18 protein-coding genes and 1 pseudogene are annotated in these 15,738 nt (G+C 33.0%); 3 read left to right on the top strand and 16 right to left on the bottom strand.

Features of this window, described 5'->3' with window-relative positions; genetic code table 11:
* Window positions 1-10: 10 nt before the first annotated feature.
* From NST46_RS09650 to NST46_RS09620, 7 genes are read right to left on the bottom strand one after another with little or no spacing between them, the layout of a single operon-like run.
* Window positions 11-763 carry an SDR family NAD(P)-dependent oxidoreductase gene (locus NST46_RS09650; protein WP_095312344.1) on the bottom strand — a complete coding sequence of 251 codons (753 nt, stop codon included), beginning with the start codon at window positions 761-763 and terminating at the stop codon, window positions 11-13.
* 16 nt (window positions 764-779) lie between these two features.
* Complete coding sequence (locus tag NST46_RS09645; protein WP_341137116.1) at window positions 780-2,024, bottom strand: beta-ketoacyl synthase N-terminal-like domain-containing protein; 1,245 nt, start codon at window positions 2,022-2,024, stop codon at window positions 780-782.
* Window positions 2,025-2,035: 11 nt separating this feature from the next.
* Window positions 2,036-2,848: a beta-ketoacyl synthase N-terminal-like domain-containing protein gene (locus tag NST46_RS09640; RefSeq protein WP_341137115.1), complete on the bottom strand. Its 813-nt coding sequence runs from the start codon at window positions 2,846-2,848 to the stop codon at window positions 2,036-2,038.
* A gap of 3 nt (window positions 2,849-2,851) precedes the next feature.
* A complete protein-coding gene (locus NST46_RS09635) occupies window positions 2,852-3,709 on the bottom strand; it encodes an RnfABCDGE type electron transport complex subunit D (RefSeq protein ID WP_095312336.1) in 858 nt (285 codons plus the stop codon).
* A 10-nt stretch (window positions 3,710-3,719) separates the two neighbouring features.
* A complete protein-coding gene (locus NST46_RS09630; RefSeq protein WP_341137114.1) occupies window positions 3,720-4,871 on the bottom strand; it encodes a beta-ketoacyl-[acyl-carrier-protein] synthase family protein in 1,152 nt (383 codons plus the stop codon).
* A gap of 15 nt (window positions 4,872-4,886) precedes the next feature.
* The gene (locus NST46_RS09625; protein WP_095312330.1) at window positions 4,887-5,810 is read right to left on the bottom strand and encodes a tetratricopeptide repeat protein; all 924 of its coding nucleotides are present in this window, start codon (window positions 5,808-5,810) and stop codon (window positions 4,887-4,889) included.
* The gene (locus NST46_RS09620; protein WP_095312327.1) at window positions 5,803-6,459 is read right to left on the bottom strand and encodes a helix-turn-helix transcriptional regulator; all 657 of its coding nucleotides are present in this window, start codon (window positions 6,457-6,459) and stop codon (window positions 5,803-5,805) included. Before NST46_RS09620 ends, NST46_RS09625 begins: the two co-directional genes overlap by 8 nt.
* A gap of 252 nt (window positions 6,460-6,711) precedes the next feature.
* On the opposite strand from NST46_RS09620, the gene NST46_RS09615 reads away from it, so the two are divergent.
* Together NST46_RS09615 and NST46_RS09610 are read left to right on the top strand one after the other, a co-directional pair.
* Window positions 6,712-7,272, top strand: coding sequence for a YqaJ viral recombinase family protein (locus tag NST46_RS09615; protein ID WP_095312324.1), 561 nt, complete (start codon window positions 6,712-6,714; stop codon window positions 7,270-7,272).
* Between the two features lie 63 nt (window positions 7,273-7,335).
* Window positions 7,336-7,769: pseudogene (locus NST46_RS09610) on the top strand (transposase); the annotation flags it as partial.
* 188 nt (window positions 7,770-7,957) lie between these two features.
* Here the strand turns inward: NST46_RS09610 and NST46_RS09605 are convergent.
* The 3 genes from NST46_RS09605 to NST46_RS09595 are packed head-to-tail and all read right to left on the bottom strand — an operon-like array spanning window position 7,958 to window position 10,550.
* A complete protein-coding gene (locus tag NST46_RS09605; RefSeq protein WP_095312319.1) occupies window positions 7,958-8,314 on the bottom strand; it encodes a cupin domain-containing protein in 357 nt (118 codons plus the stop codon).
* Between the two features lie 16 nt (window positions 8,315-8,330).
* Window positions 8,331-9,653 (bottom strand): aminotransferase family protein, encoded by a 1,323-nt coding sequence (locus tag NST46_RS09600; RefSeq protein ID WP_341137113.1) that lies wholly within the window; start codon window positions 9,651-9,653, stop codon window positions 8,331-8,333.
* Window positions 9,654-9,665: 12 nt separating this feature from the next.
* A complete protein-coding gene (locus tag NST46_RS09595; protein WP_095312313.1) occupies window positions 9,666-10,550 on the bottom strand; it encodes a glycosyltransferase family A protein in 885 nt (294 codons plus the stop codon).
* Between the two features lie 181 nt (window positions 10,551-10,731).
* On the opposite strand from NST46_RS09595, the gene NST46_RS09590 reads away from it, so the two are divergent.
* Entirely contained in the window at window positions 10,732-11,586 is an 855-nt protein-coding gene (locus NST46_RS09590; protein ID WP_118889181.1) for a PDZ domain-containing protein, read from the top strand.
* Window positions 11,587-11,626: 40 nt separating this feature from the next.
* Here NST46_RS09590 and NST46_RS09585 read toward each other — a convergent pair whose 3' ends face one another.
* The 6 genes from NST46_RS09585 to NST46_RS09560 all read right to left on the bottom strand — a co-directional run bounded on the left by NST46_RS09585 (window position 11,627) and on the right by NST46_RS09560 (window position 15,737).
* Window positions 11,627-11,995: a VOC family protein gene (locus NST46_RS09585; protein WP_118889182.1), complete on the bottom strand. Its 369-nt coding sequence runs from the start codon at window positions 11,993-11,995 to the stop codon at window positions 11,627-11,629.
* Window positions 11,996-12,218: 223 nt separating this feature from the next.
* Entirely contained in the window at window positions 12,219-12,530 is a 312-nt protein-coding gene (locus NST46_RS09580) for a hypothetical protein (RefSeq protein WP_095312304.1), read from the bottom strand.
* Window positions 12,531-12,586: 56 nt separating this feature from the next.
* Window positions 12,587-13,081, bottom strand: coding sequence for a flavin reductase family protein (locus NST46_RS09575; RefSeq protein ID WP_095312301.1), 495 nt, complete (start codon window positions 13,079-13,081; stop codon window positions 12,587-12,589).
* Window positions 13,082-13,790: 709 nt separating this feature from the next.
* Window positions 13,791-14,783: a hypothetical protein gene (locus tag NST46_RS09570; RefSeq protein WP_118889183.1), complete on the bottom strand. Its 993-nt coding sequence runs from the start codon at window positions 14,781-14,783 to the stop codon at window positions 13,791-13,793.
* Window positions 14,776-15,330 carry a hypothetical protein gene (locus NST46_RS09565; RefSeq protein ID WP_341137112.1) on the bottom strand — a complete coding sequence of 185 codons (555 nt, stop codon included), beginning with the start codon at window positions 15,328-15,330 and terminating at the stop codon, window positions 14,776-14,778. Before NST46_RS09565 ends, NST46_RS09570 begins: the two co-directional genes overlap by 8 nt.
* 50 nt (window positions 15,331-15,380) lie before the next feature.
* Window positions 15,381-15,737 (bottom strand): VOC family protein, encoded by a 357-nt coding sequence (locus NST46_RS09560; RefSeq protein WP_095312293.1) that lies wholly within the window; start codon window positions 15,735-15,737, stop codon window positions 15,381-15,383.
* Between the last annotated feature and the right edge of the window lies 1 nt (window position 15,738).

Raw genomic sequence — 15,738 nt, 5'->3', positions numbered from 1 at the left:
ATCCACCTTTCTAAATTAATCCACCATCTACGATAAGCGTTTGACCTGTAATATAAGATGCTTTATCTGAAAGTAGAAATAATATTGTTTCAGCTATTTCCTTCTTATTTCCTAGTCTTTTAAGTGCAGTTTGCTTCTTTATTCTTTTTATATTTGTAGATGGAACACTATCTAACATCTCTGTCTCGATATAACCTGGAGCGACACAGTTTACCCTTACATTAAACGTTCCTACTTCCTTTGCCAAAGATCTAGTAAAACCAATAATTCCAGCTTTGGCTGCAGAATAGTTAGTTTGGCCAATAGCTCCTGTTATTCCAGAAATAGAAGTAACATTAACCACACTACCTTGTTGAATCAATATTCTTCTTAATAATTTTTGTGTTAAGTATGCAGTGGCATTTAAATTTACTTGAATGACATTATGCCAATCATCATCTTTTATTTGTGAAAAGGGTTTGTCTATATTTGTGCCAGCATTATTTACTAAAAAGTGTAAGTTGGGGTAAGTGTATAAGATCGTTGTCACGAGATGATCAATTTCAGATTGATTATTTAAATCACAAGGGATACCCGTTATAAATACATTGCAATCCTTTAGCTCCTCCATTAATGCATAGGCAGCTTTATAATTTTTGTTATAAGTAAAAATCACATTTATATTATTCTTTGCTAATAGCTTTACTACTTCCCTACCGATACCTTTGGATCCTCCAGTTACGAGTGCAGTTTTTTTCTGATATTCATCTGTATTTACTTTCACTTATGTTCTCCTTTTTTTAGATTTTTTCTATTATTGTAGCCGCATTAAATCCTCCATAGGCCGCTACAGTCTTTATAAAACTCTTAACTTCTTTTTCTATAATTGTGCTTACAAACGGTAAGTCATATTCACTTGAATTATTAATTGTACGATGAGCAATGGGAGGAATAACACTATTTTTCAAAATATTGATTCCTAATATTAATTCTATTAAGCTATTCGCTCCCAGCGTATGTCCAATATAACCCTTAAATGCTGTTACATCTGGAACCGAGTACTGGAAAGATTCAAAGGCTTTCTTTATTCCATTTGACTCGTATTTATCCCAAAGAGGAATACCTGTTCCATGAGGTATTACTAATTCAGGTGTACCTTTATATTTACTTAACGAAGTTTTAATCACTTTCTCGTAGGAGTTTGTTGTTACATCCGGTAAATTAATTCTCCATGTATCCTGTGAGAATGAAGAGTTGATATACTTTGCCTTGGATATTGCATTCCTTCTACTTATGTTTGTCTCGGATTCAAGTATGATAGCTCCTGCACCATCACCCAAAACAGAACCAGAAGAGGTGTCAGTAAACGGTGCTAATTTACCGTTATTAGAGCTAAAGCCTTTTTCACTTAGCCATAAATGTTCTGTGAAGTGAGCATAGTCACCAGCTACAACAATGACTATGTCAGCATGATTCATCTTTAATAAGCTATTTGCCAATTCAAGTGCATATTGGCCAGATGCACAAGCATTGTTAATAGCATAAGTTGGGCCATTAATATTAATTAATTTTGCTAGATAATATAGATATGTGTATGTTTGTAACCTAAAAAATTTATCCTTATAATGATTGAATGAATTAATTGGATTCTTTATATCCATTTTGTTGTCTTCTTGTAAAAGACTATCAATCAGAGGGTTTACCCCCAAATTCTCATGAGCGATTATTAAACCAATTCGTTTCTCATTAGGCAAATGAAGATTAGCATTTCTTAAAGCTTCCAGTGTCGCTAAAAATAGTAATTTAAAATCTTTATCATCTCTAAGAAATTCTTCCCTAATCGTTATATGACTATATTGTTTATTAATTCTTTCTATCAAATCGTCTTCTATTTGATAAACAGGATATTGAAGTTTTTCTTGGTTGCTCAAAGTGTACTCCCTTTGTTGCGGGTAGTTATCACCACTGAGTATTCCTTCCCATGTCTGCTTCTCATTTCCAAAGCTCGATATAATACTTGTTCCAGTAATAAAAACATCCTCCATCAGATTCTCTCCTAATTAAGTATTATATTAAATAGACTATCATCAGTAGATACTTGAATTTCAGTTTGAGAATTATACTCATACTTTAATATTTTATATACATTAGTTAATAATTTTGGAGTAAATTCAGATGCCATTATTTTATTGTTGAAATACTCATTCTTTGATTCAGATATATTATTAATAGCAATTGAAACACCTTCTTTTCTATCTACACCTTCATCTACTTTCTCCATTAAAATCGTGCTCACATGTTCAAACTCTGTTAGATAATTTTCTACTGGTTTTTTATATCCAGTTGGCGGGAAAATGTTCAAATCACATACTAAAACTCTTTTTAAATCTTCCCTGTTTAATAGTTCATACGCATACAGTAAACTTTTACAACCTGATTCAACACCCTCTGAAATGGTTATATTCGGCCCACTAAATCTAAATTTGATTGATATATGACCCGCTACAACATTCAAAACTGTACCTGGAAAAAAGCGTGGATTAACCCCTTTGGCACCATACTTATCTGCATCAATAAACATATCCTTTATTGCATGGATACTCCCATAATTATTTGAGACGATAACCGCTGTTTTACTATCTTTTTCACTATTTACAGCATATCCCGCAAATCTAATAGCTTCATATACAGAAATACAACCATATTGACTTATCTTAGGTAGTAGATTTAATCCTGATAAATACTTGTAATTGTAGAACTCTGGTGGTGCTAATAGATTAGCCTTATCATTTAATAGAGATCTTGCACTTAGTTCTTCAACCCCTAATCCCAGTGGGGTAATCGATGAGATACCTTTTATTTGGATCAAACTCTATCCCTCCACTTTATTTTTTTCCTTGAAAACTACTGAGCTAATTTTACGTTTTGCCCATATACGATACGGAACAGTGAATAAAAGGCTTGTAATAAATAAGGCATAGAATTGGGCGTGAGGAATACGACTGATACGTAAAATCGCATCTATTAAGGCTACGATCAATGCAAAGTAAATTCTAGACTTCCTTGTAGTTGGAGTTGACTTCGGATCAGTTATCATAAAGAAAGCAAAAAGTTGTAGACCTGCACCTAGAAGTGGACCTAGTGCTGCATAAAGAGGTGCACCAAATAGATAATGTCGGACAAAAGCAAAAACAGTAAAACCACCTAAAAAGGCTAAAACTACGTCAAGTCTATTTGCCATGTACGTTGCAAAGAAACCTAATAATATTATTATGGCCATAACTAGATAGCCATTTGACCATTGTTTTGGTGTACTTACGGCATATTCATACAGAAAAAATAATACTAGAACTACGGCGATATTGTTTGGATTGAAAATATGTCCTTTTTCAAATTTAACTATAAACTTTAGCAATATTGATAGAAAAGATGTCAAAACATAAACCCACAGAAGGTAAGAGCTAACCAGTAACGATACACCCATGCCTGTAATAATTGGACTAATAGAGAATTTCCACTTTTTATATAACAGTCTGGTTAAAAGTACTTCCGTAGTTATAGCAGTTAATAATGAAACAAATACTGCATCCCATTTTTGATAAAAGCCTAAATAAAATTGCCCTGCCATTACAAAAGAAGCTAAAAAAAGTAATACAAAATAACGGGGATCTATTTTATAGTCCTGCCATCCGGTTATCACTTTAAATTTGTGGTCATTTAAATTAAACATAATTTCCTCCTTAATTGAGTCTTCCAATAATAATAGATGAATTTATGCCGCCAAATGCATATGCATTGGACATAATAAATTTATAATCGAAGTGTTGGGGAATGTCCTTTATTACTTCAACTTTAATATTGGGATCAAGGTTTTCGATGTTAGCTGTTGGAGGTACTAGCTTCTCCTCCAACACTTTAATACAGATAGCAGCTTCTATGACACTTGCCGCTCCAAGCGTATGCCCAATGTTCCCTTTAATTGAACTTGTCTTAATATACTCACCAAAGAAATCATATAGTGCTTTTCCTTCCATTAAGTCGTTAGCAGGTGTACCTGTACCGTGTGCATTTACATATCCTATGTCAGATATAGTTAGATTTGCATTTTTTAAAGCACTTTCCATTGCTAATATTGCTCCTATCGCATTTGGGTCCGGTTGAGTTATATGGTGCGCATCACAGTTAAATCCATATCCTAGGATTGTTCCTTTTGCCAAACCTTTCCTTTTCAATAGATGCTCAAGTTTCTCTAGTATAAGCACACCGGCCCCCTCTCCCAGGATTAGACCTTTTCTATTTTTATCAAATGGTCTACAAATATCAGGTGACATTGCTCTTAAACTACTAAATCCCGTAAATGCTACCCACGACATTGCATCTACGCCAGCAGCAATCATTACATCTGCATTACCTTTCTCAAGCTCATCTACAGCTCTTGCTATAGAAAAATTTCCCGCTGCACATGCATTCGTCAATGTCCACGAGGGACCTGATATGTTATAATGCTTTTTTATATTTTCGGATAAAATATGCGGTCCATATTTATTTATTGCGCCACTATTATTAGTTATGCCACTTAATTCTCCCATCGTCGTACCGATACATACTCCGCATTTTTCTATTTGATTGATTTCGACCTTTGCATCAGATAAGGCATCGTCAATAGTTGTAATTAACATACTTGAGGCCCTTCCTAGCTTTACAACATTTCTATCACAAAATAGTGATATATCCGTTACTTCACATGCATTTCGATGCTTATGCTCATTTATTGGAAAACTAGACACCGGCTTCGCACCATTTTTTTGATTTAATAATCCATTCCAGGTATCATTAATATTTGCCCCTATGGATGTCATTACAGCTATACCGGATACTACAATAGGACTCATAATGCCCCCTCCTTTCTATTCCCAAATTACATTTAAATTTGTAATGGAGGCATCAGGTCTTTGGAATATATCAATACCTCTTACCTCTGTAACCAATTTAACAGCTTCCTTATCTGATAGATTTGACCGATCTTTTAATCCTTCATTATTAGGATACTTGTGTTCTCCTTTTTCCCAAACTTGTTTTCCTTTTTCAATATCCCCATCTTTTACATAGGCATCTCCCAAGGTAATAAAACAATCTGGCCAAAACTCAAAATATTGATCTCCAAATTTCTCCTCTGCGGACACACAAAAAGTTAGGTCATCTATCGCTTTTGAGGTCCTCTGCAATCCAGACGGCCAATATAAATTATTTAAACCTCTTGCATACCTAGCGAGTAAATCATAGGGATTTTCCTCTAGCATTTCATCTAATATAGTGATTGATTGAACAGACTTCTGTCCCAGATTGGCTGTTCCCAAATCGGGAGATTGTAAATAATCCACATAAGCTAGTGCATTATTAAGTTTCACTTCATATGTTTCTGTAAGAGTCTGTGTGAATTCTAGAAATAAATCAGTTTTTTTCATTTCCAGATAGAGTATTCTTAATTCATTTATATAAACTAAATTTGTCGGATCAAGCTTCACAATCTCTTTCAGGTATGAAATAGCGTCCTGTTTATTTCCTTCCTTTGCTAAATTTCGAGATAACGAATAAGCTTCTTCAAGGTTATCTATATTTATATTTTCTAATGATATAATTTGTTGAGGTTCTGTTAAATTCTGTACCAGTCCTGTTTCTTTTTCAAAATTTAAATTCAGATTATTTAGAGAAACGTTCTGATCTAACTTCGGAATATCATAACTCTTATAAAAATCGTATAATTTCATTCCAGCTCCAAATGCAATGAAAAAAACTAAAAATAAAAAACCAAACAAAATCTTCTTATCCATGTAATCGAGCCTCCGAATTCATATATTCTGATTTATAGATTGAAGGATTTACTCCAACTATTCTCTTAAAAATACGTGCAAAATGAGTTAAATCGCTATATCCAATAGAAAAACAAACGTCCGTAACACTATTTCCTTTTTGAAGTAATAACTTAGCTTTTTGGATTCTTTTGTCTATTACATATTCTTTAAATCCTTTCCCGACGTATTTTTGAAATATTCTGGAATAATAGCATTTACTCACATATGCCTTTGATGCCACTTTTTCAAGGGACAATTCATTATCACAGTAATTTTCATCTAAGTAATGCAACGATTGTAGAAAGTGAGGATTTTCACTCGATCGTTTTACACACGTTCGAAGAGATTCTAAAAACGAATTAAGTAACATGGTATTTAATTGACTTAAACCGTTTAGTATCATTATTGTTCTTTCTGCCTTCAATTCAGACATCTGCCAATGGGAAGGAAATGAATCAAGGTTGGTTAGAAGTATGTAGACAGAATAATCCTCCTTCCTGATTAATCGTTTCACCTCATTAAAGCTACTTACTATAATTAAAGTAACCTCTTTTGACAGTCCCTCAATAAAATATTCAATCTTTGCATTTTGAGTGGTATCTGAGTAAAACAAGATAGCTGGTTTCATACGTAATCTTCCCCCTAGGCTAATTTAATATAATGTTATCAACATGTTTGTGTGTTTGTTCTTGATTAATTGCTACCATTTCTGCTTATATTGACAAAATTATAATTTTTTCTATTAGTATGTATTATAAAAATACAATTAACGCAGAATAATGTCGTCTAATCGAAAAAAGCTGAAAATCTAGAAATAAAACCTTAGTTCCTACTCTAATTGTTATCTATCTTAAAGATAGTAGAGTTTAAGGAGGATAAGATGGACTATAAAATATTAGTTTGGAAGCATAATTTAAGTGAAGATGAAGTTTTTAAATGGAGAAATAAAGGTATTGGTGGATCAGACATTAACGCTCTTTTTGGAACAGATAAAAGTATTCAAACACTTCATAAAGAGAAAAGTGGGGAAAAGATAAGAAAGTCAAATGGAATATTTCGATTTCATATGAGAGTAAAAGACTTTATTGCTGAGGAATTTAAAATAAAAACTGGCATGGAGGTTCGGCGAAAAAATGCCATACTACAACATAAAGAATATCCTTTTCTAATTGCGAATGTTGATCGTTTAATTGTGGATTATGATGCTGGATTACTTTGTAAAGCTACTTCAAATAAAGACTTCATATCCAATAAGAAACTACTCGAACCTCTTAAGCTAAGGTGCCAGCATTATATGGCGGTTACAGGCGCTAATAGATGGTGGGTAGGATTATTAGTAGGCGGCGTTCACTTTCACTATTTTTATGTAGATCGAAATGAGGAAACTATTAAACAGATTATTAATAAAAGTGAGGTGTTTTGGAATAGAATAGAGAAATAAAAAAGTGGAGATAAGCCACTTAAGCTGTGTGAATTTATGCTTAAACCATAAAACAACGGTCTGCTTGATCCCCTCATCTTATTCAAACTGAATGTTCATCGGTTAATTCTATTCGTTCCAAACTGCACTGGAACGGGAAATCCAGATAAACTTGGCTTATCGCTGATTTCGTGGATTAAGGATTTCTAATCCTGTTCCACACCATTCCACCATCAACTGGAACCGGTGGAATCGTTTTAAGAATCGGAGATATTCCAGGAAATCTTTGATGAAATGGTTCTTCAATCTGTCAACCATCGAATGGTTGGCGGCAGGGTGCTTTTTACGGATTCCACCCATTTAAAAGCGAATCAAGTAAGCATAAATTCACTCGAAAGCGTAGAAATAGAAATGTGGGATTATATTGAAGAACTGGATCAAGCTATTGCCGATGATTATGAGAAATGTGGAAAAAGCCTATAAAAGAAATTGGTGCAGTGAAAGAAACAAAAAAGATTTGAGTCAGTACAACTGATCCGGAAAGCGGGTTCATGTCAAGCCGCCTGTCAAAACATAAAAAAGGACTGCGACACACTTAGCAAGGATCAACTAAGTATGCAGGAGCCTGTTTTCAATAAAATATAAAAAAGCTTGTAGAGAAATTAGGGTACATTCTCTACAAGCTAATTGGAGATACTCCACTTTTTTATTTTTCAGCTATTTTGGTCACTTTAAATTTGCTCATGTTATAGTCAATGTAAATAAAGAATACACAGCCCTTATCACTGTATACATCGTGTGCTTCATCACCAATAGCAGTTAGAAAGTCACCTTTTCTCATAATGTCATCATTTAATTGAACTTCACCCTCCACAAGAAATGCTACTTCTCTTCTTGGATGGTCATGAAATGGAATACTTGCCCCCGGATAAAGTCGCACAAGAAAAGCATACCTTCCTGTTTCTTCATCTTCCCAAAGATAGGCCATCTCAGTATTTTCATACATACCTTCTTCCCAGACCATATCTTCTTTATGAATAATTGTATGGTTTAATAAATTCATCACTGTCATCCTCCCTTTATTTAAAAACATTTTTAAATGCTTTTGTAACGTTATCGATAACAAAATCAGCATCTAATAAACTTGTGTTTAATGGTGGATACAAGAGCAAAATGCTGTTAAAATAGTTACCTAAAATACCTTGAGTCTTTAACTTCTTAGATAAGATTTCACCATCTTTAAAATTAATAGGTTCTCTGGTCTGTTTATCTGCTAATTCAATAGAAATCATCATCCCTAATCCTCTTATTTCAGCTACATTAGGTATATCCTGCAGACTTATTTTTAACCTTGTTTTAATATACTGCCCTATATCTCTTGCATTTTTTAAAAGGTTATCTTCCTCAATTATTGAAATTAGCTCAAGTGCTGCTGCACAACCGACTGGATGGCCACATTGAGTTGCACCGTGGAGAAATATTCCTCCTTCTTTTAAAAGGACATTCTCTATCTTCTCTGTCATAAATGTCACACCCATTGGGAAATAACCACCAGTAAGTCCTTTTGATATAGTCAGTAAATCTGGTTCTATACCATAATACTGTGAAGCTGTCCAATATCCGGTCCTGCCAAGTCCAGTTGTTACCTCGTCAGCAATAAGTAAAATATTATTAGCCTTGGCTATTTTCTCTACTTCTTTTAAATATCGTTTATTTGCTGGAATGATACCATTCACACCTTGAACAGGTTCCACTAAGATTGCTGCAGTCTTTTCCGGTCCAAATTTTTCAATTGTATTTATTAATTGCTGTAAACAAAAGTCCACAATTTCATCTTCCGTACCGTCAATTGGTGGTCTAAGCATATTAGGAAACGGTGCACTAAAACAACCTGGAATCTGCACACCAAACGCTTCTTTAATGCCCATGTTCGTAACAGAACCTGATGCAATTGTTGTTCCATGGTAGTTTCCATCTAAGCTAATAAAACAGCTCTTTTCCTTTTGGTTCAATTCATTGAAATATTGCCTTGTAAGCTTTATGGCAGTCTCTACGGCTCCACTTCCGTCATTCGTATAAAAAGCAAGAGAAAATTGATTATCTGTTAATTCAATTAACTTTTTTGTCAATGGTTGAAGCAACTCGTGCATCTGACCACAAGTGGAACTAAAACTCAATTTATGAAACTGATTGGTCATCGCATTAATAATTCGAGGATTACCCAGCCCCACTGACGGTACAGCAGTTGTTGCATAGAAATAGTTTTTTCCTTCCTTATCAAAAACCCAACTTCCCATACCTTCTTTTATATAGGTAAACTCTTTACTAATATCTTCTTCCGTTTTATGCTTCAGATTTGGCATAAAACTAAAAGGATGAAGCACACTATACGATTCACTCACTTATTACACTCCTCAAAAATTAGTAATCTTTACATACTCGTCAGGTAAATTTCGTTTATTCTCATTACCTTCAGATAACTGGTTAAACTCGTTTAAACTCATTTCTCCATTCATAAACTTTTTTATATTTTTTATTTCAGAGAATGGATGTTTTTTATAAAAAATCCTATGGCTTTCACCCATATCATTCTTATAACTGTATCGAGAATGTGAAATATGAATGTTAGTAGCCTTAGCATTATAAGCAAAAGGTGTTCTAAGTTTATATGCACGGTAACCTAATTCAAAATGTTCAAATCCCCAATGACGAAAGTCCGGGTCAAATCCTTTTAATTTTTTAAATAAATCTAATCGAATTGACATATTTCCACTAAACGTAGCTAGCCAAGGGACATTTGAAATAGATTCCCCTTTTTCGTCAAATAGCTTATATACTAGTTTGCTATACTGAGGGGTTCGCAAACCCTTTAATGTGAAATAGCTATTAAAAATTTTTGTCATATTATTCCAAGGATCAGAAAGATAAAGATCTTTTATATTACCTATAACTATGGAATCTTCCTCGCTCTTCTCATGAGAAAATAAGTGATTCTGTAAAAATCCCGGAACAGGTATCCTATCGGCATCACAAAATGTAATAATGTCACTATCTTTAAGTTTTCTTACCCCTTCATTCCTAGAAATAGACCTTCCGCTTTTTATAATTCGAATATATGTTATATCAAGCTTAGTACGAAACAAGTTGCATATGGTCTCTATATCTTCAGTTGATCCATCATCGACCACAACTATCTTAAAGTGCTCTAAAGAAATATTCTGGTTCATAAAGCCGTGTAAGGTACACAGTAATGGTAATGCTTGATTATAGACAGGTATTACTACACCAATATTTTTCATATTCAGCTCCTCATTTTCATCTTAAACCATTTTAAATTGGATCATGTTTTAAAAGGAATCTAATAGTCTTCATTATAGAAACTTCCGGGAGAATTGACTCGTACTTTTTTGCTAAATAAATCAATAAATACCGAGTATTTTATCCTTGTAAACGATTAAATGGGATAAAGGAGGTTTTACCATGGACAAAGATAAATTTTCCACAGTAAATACAATTTATATTGAGGGGGAAATAGAGGATATCTGGTGGTACTTTTCTACTCTCGAAGGTTGGAATAGTTTCTTGACCGATGTTGCAACACACAGTGAAAATAAGCCAGTTATTGAACTTGGGGATGAACTTGACTTTATTATAGGAGAGTTAAGCAACAAAACGATATGTATTGTTCGAAGAGAGCTCGATGAAATAGTATTTTGGGATAGATATAAGGGACTTCTCCCAGATGGAACAACAAAAATATATGAACTCCACACTGCCTTCTCCTTAACCCAAGTAAATGACAGGCTAGTGAAAATAATCGTAACGGTTGATGGTTATGATAGTAGTGAGATCATGCAATGGATTAGAGAATGCGGAGAAATGGGTTGGAGACAAACTCTATTTAATTTAAAGTGCATTATCGAACTTGGATTAGATCTACGAAATGATATATTTAATTATCCGAGAATAGGAGTAATAAATTACACTGCAACAAAAGAACAATTAGAAAAATCATGTTCTAAATTTAATGGGAATTACCTTTTAAAGGTATATCCTAATAGTCCAGCCGATGAAGCCGGTTTACTTAAGGGAGATATTGTCACACATATCAACGATGAACCTGTTGAAACTTATTACACATTTGTTAAAACATTGTCGAGTTACTTTAATCAGAGTAATAATGTCACTCTTACATTTGTTAGATCAGGACAGGTTATTAATACAGAAATTCAATTAACATACGATGATCAGTTTACTGGAATGATTAACCCAAAAGAGACCCCATTAGAATTAGTTGAAAAAATCCGTATAGAAAAAAGCCAAATTAAAAAGTAAACTTATAGGGAGTACATATAATTAGTACCCCCTGTGAATATTACTCATGTTTATAATGCTGTTGGCATATCATAACCATATTTTCATCCATATCTTTAAAGTTAAAAAACGATACCATCTCATCTCTTTCAATTTCTCGAATAATTTCCCCACCATTTTTAACAACTAATTGATATGCTTTATCGATATCGTCGGTATGCAGCATGAAAGAAGGACGGACATGTGAGGAGTTATTGCGATTATCATCTAAAAGAACTCCTCGTCCTCCATCTATATTAAACCAATGTACAGGTCCTTGAATATCCTCTTCAGCAAGAGGTAGTTCTAAGATTTTTGCATACCATTTCGCAGACTTATTTAAATCCTTTACATGAATCAATACATCTCCTAAACGATTAATTGTGTTCATTCCAAAACCACTCCTTCAGTTTTTAATAATTCCCCTCTCTTACTATAACGATATTTCTTTCAGAAACCTTTCAAAAGAATTAATTTTTTTGAAAATTATTTGTCTTATCACCACCTTTTAATAATTCGTTATCTAACTTAAGTCAGACAAAGGGCATACTAAATAAGGCCTTTCTGCATTAACCATAGTGGTTGCAGAAAGGCCTTATTTAGTCATATTATTTCTATTCAAAATCACTTAATTTATGTCCAGCTTCCTTCATTGCTTGCTCTTCCCATGTAATCCCTCTCTGACGCTTAACATAACGCGTTTCATCCTCAATACCATTTAATCTAATAAAGTTATCTACTTCATACTCCATTTGGACTAACACATCGTACGGATCTTTATGCCAATTTTTAAGGTATCCAATAGTAATCAATTCATACGTTCTATCGGTGGAGTAAATTTCAAGTCCACCTGATGAGGGAGTATATTCAAACTTTAAATTGTTAATATAACAGGTCCAGGCTAAATATTTAAACAGTTCCTTCATAAATTCCCCACCTCGTTATCAATAGATAAATGAATATTAGGTTTTTAAGTAATGTTTTATAAATAAAATTCGTTTGGTATTTGTCCGAAATTTCTTTTAATGTACAACATTGGTTCTTGATTTGAATGATCAACCGCAAATACTTCACCAATTAAAATAAGATGATCTCCTGCCTCTATTTTATTAAACGTTCTGCATTGTAATACGCTGCATGTATTAGCGATTATTGGCAATGAATTTTCAGATAAAGACCAATTACAATTAGCAAATCGATCCTTGTTTTTACTGGAGAATAATTTACATAAATCCGTCTGCTCGCCAGTTAGTATATGAATTGCAAACTTATCTGCCTTTGCAAATTCATTAAAAGTAGACACTTTATGGTCAATTGACCATAATACCAACAATGGATCTAATGATACCGAGGCAAAGGAATTAGCTGTGAGACCGATCGGTTGATCATCCTTATCTAAAGCAGTAACAATTGTTACTCCTGTAGGATAATTCCTCATTACCTCTTTAAAAACCTTAACCTTATCAATTTCTTTCATTTGATTCAACTCCTTTACATTCTTCTCTAAACTGTAATGAAGCGAAATTACTCTTCTCTCACAATTTAATATTTCAAGAAAAAGTCCTTTACAGCTTTGTATAATCTAATAATTATGTATTAATAATAAAATAAATAGAATTCATATACTCGTCTATACTTGCTTTCTTCATCATATAAAGCACGCAGACATTTCTTAGTTTATTAAGTCTGGATAATAGGAAGCGAAGCATCGAAATACCTAAATTAGGTATTCCAATGCTTCTGTTACACTTAAACAGGCGTTTTAGCTGCTGGCATAATGACACCTCCCTTACAATTATCATCATTATAGAAGGATATTCACCATTTTACGCGTGGTAGATTGCTCATAATGAGCATTTATTTATAAACAAGATAAAAGAAATATATCTCATATACACTTCTAAAGTTATTTCCTTTATCATAAGAGAAAAACATTTTGTCCATGATTGCATTTTCTCGTATCTTGAATAAGTCAGGATATAAAGAAGCAACCAAATACCTAAATTAGGTACTCGGGTGCTTCCATGCATCAAACGCTTATACTCTCATTTTAGCTGCTGGCATAATGACACCTCCCTTACGATTGTCATCATTATAAAAGGATATTCACCAATTTACTCTTGGAAAATTGCACATAATAGGGGTTCGTATAAAAACCTTCCATTTCATGCACTTTTAAATCCCTATTATTCATTTAAATTCCGTTCTAAATCTACTATTAAGGTGCTTAATCTAACTAGATTATCATGTTCACATTGAATTATTTTATTAAATTTCTTTTCAATTCTTTCATACATTTGGGTTAATTTGTTTGTGTGCAGACCTTTTAATAACATATTGCTTAATGAAGACCAACTATGAGAGGCAGTTATCAAAAAAGAGGTGTCATGACTTGGAATGTGTTTCTCAAGTAATCTATAAAAATTTAGGCGTGAATTAGAAAAGTCTTTAAGACTGTTAAACCAGTGACCTATTTCATCTTCAAATTGCTCGTACTCTTTATTATCACCATCTCTAATTGTTAATAGTAGTCTATCTTTTAACGGCGGTAAGCCCTGTATTCCAAAGTATCCTTTTAAATCTTTATTTTTTATTGTCCGAATCCCAAGCATCGCGTTATAATTTTCAGCAACGATTAAAAGAATTTCTTTTTGTGTCAACCCTTTAAAATTCGCTTTAGCTTTAATAAAATATAGTTGAAGAATGGCATTATTAAAATTAGCTTGATAAGATTCCATCGCTTTAACTAAGTTTTCTCTTGTTATCTTCCCTTCAAAATGATAATAATGGTCAAAAATCTTATATGCTTCTCCTTCTTTTTCATACACTTCTATAAAATGATCTAAGTTAAGATTTTTATAGGAAACAGTATAGTCTAATTCAAACGCATCTACTGTTAGTGCAACTGGACCATGCGATACAAGAAGTTTATCTACGCTTTCTATGCATTTGTCTAATAAAGCATAGTCTTGGGAATAAAAATTAATATCATTTTTAAACTGAGAGTGTATTGTTTTATATTTGGGATCCAGCAAAAAATTAATACCATCCTTAATATCAAAGTATAGCCCGCATTGATACCATATTTCTTCCTTAGGGATTCCTTGTTGTATTGCTAATGATGTTATAACTGTTTGAAAACAATTCAATGAATGATCTTTTATCAAACTACTACTCATTTATCTTCACCTCAATTGTCATACAAAAAATATGCATAGAAGGGTTATCCTCAAATAACAAATTATTTGCCTGTATTGGCTTATCAAAATCGATAGATGTATACCAAATAATTGGAGAAAAATTATCATTTATTCCATTTTGTGTATGGGTATAAGGAAACTTAATCACAATTTCTTCATCAAATTGTGGAAATGGTTGAATAAAATCAGAGAAACAAATAGACTTACTGGCAAGAGGTTTGAAATCGTTATAAATATGTACCTCTTCACAAAACGAACCATTGTTTGAAGTACCCAAAACATGGATATTTTGGATGTTCCATGTTTCCCCGAAATATATCCTCTGGCCAGTCATTTCCATATTGTCACCTGAATTATTCTGAGAGAATTTAAATGGAATACCTTTATAGATAATATTTTTATCAAAATTAATTAATTTTTGAGGCAAAGATGAAAAGCTTAAACTAAGCTCTCCCTTCTCCAACTCATCTTCGTTTGTAAAACCTTTGTTGTTAAACCAATAGTTCAGGTTTATTATTTTATACACAATAAAATGCTCCCCTATTAAATTTTAAAGTTTGCCAACTTTAAACATTTTTAGCTGCAAACCATCAGTATATTTCCTTCTAAATCTTCAAACAAGAACCCAGAAACAGAACCAGCATTGCTAAAATCGTATACCTTTACTCCCTTATCTTTTAATTTCCGATGAGACGCTTCAATATCTAAACTATAAAAGGTAAATACCGGGTGTTTTGGGCGCACTTTTTCAGTTGATCTCCAAGTTAAGAGTGTAAGGTTTACACCCTCCATATGGAGTTCCACAAATCCTTTTGGTAAATCTTTCTTTCTAACAGAGAATCCCAAAGTTTTTTCGTACCAATTACTTGCCTTTTCAAGATTATCGAAATGTATAAATGTACAACATATGTTATTTTCAAATAATAATCCCATA

This window comes from Oceanobacillus sp. FSL W7-1309 (genome assembly GCF_038002145.1).
In the GTDB taxonomy this organism is placed as follows: domain Bacteria; phylum Bacillota; class Bacilli; order Bacillales; family Amphibacillaceae; genus Oceanobacillus; species Oceanobacillus profundus.
The sequence above is the reverse complement of the archived record's forward strand: the minus strand, read 5'-3'. Positions and strand labels throughout refer to the sequence as shown.

Bases quoted from the DNA above. Each gene is read 5' to 3' on its own strand.
- NST46_RS09580 (WP_095312304.1), bottom strand. From the start codon at position 12,530: ATGAAGGAACTGTTTAAATATTTAGCCTGGACCTGTTATATTAACAAT.
- NST46_RS09625 (WP_095312330.1), bottom strand. From the start codon at position 5,810: ATGGATAAGAAGATTTTGTTTGGTTTTTTATTTTTAGTTTTTTTCATT.
- NST46_RS09615 (WP_095312324.1), top strand. From the start codon at position 6,712: ATGGACTATAAAATATTAGTTTGGAAGCATAATTTAAGTGAAGATGAA.
- NST46_RS09590 (WP_118889181.1), top strand. From the start codon at position 10,732: ATGGACAAAGATAAATTTTCCACAGTAAATACAATTTATATTGAGGGG.
- NST46_RS09595 (WP_095312313.1), bottom strand. From the start codon at position 10,550: ATGAAAAATATTGGTGTAGTAATACCTGTCTATAATCAAGCATTACCA.
- NST46_RS09630 (WP_341137114.1), bottom strand. From the start codon at position 4,871: ATGAGTCCTATTGTAGTATCCGGTATAGCTGTAATGACATCCATAGGG.
- NST46_RS09605 (WP_095312319.1), bottom strand. From the start codon at position 8,314: ATGAATTTATTAAACCATACAATTATTCATAAAGAAGATATGGTCTGG.
- NST46_RS09620 (WP_095312327.1), bottom strand. From the start codon at position 6,459: ATGAAACCAGCTATCTTGTTTTACTCAGATACCACTCAAAATGCAAAG.
- NST46_RS09585 (WP_118889182.1), bottom strand. From the start codon at position 11,995: ATGAACACAATTAATCGTTTAGGAGATGTATTGATTCATGTAAAGGAT.
- NST46_RS09570 (WP_118889183.1), bottom strand. From the start codon at position 14,783: ATGAGTAGTAGTTTGATAAAAGATCATTCATTGAATTGTTTTCAAACA.
- NST46_RS09575 (WP_095312301.1), bottom strand. From the start codon at position 13,081: ATGAAAGAAATTGATAAGGTTAAGGTTTTTAAAGAGGTAATGAGGAAT.
- NST46_RS09560 (WP_095312293.1), bottom strand. From the start codon at position 15,737: ATGGGATTATTATTTGAAAATAACATATGTTGTACATTTATACATTTC.
- NST46_RS09635 (WP_095312336.1), bottom strand. From the start codon at position 3,709: ATGTTTAATTTAAATGACCACAAATTTAAAGTGATAACCGGATGGCAG.
- NST46_RS09645 (WP_341137116.1), bottom strand. From the start codon at position 2,024: ATGGAGGATGTTTTTATTACTGGAACAAGTATTATATCGAGCTTTGGA.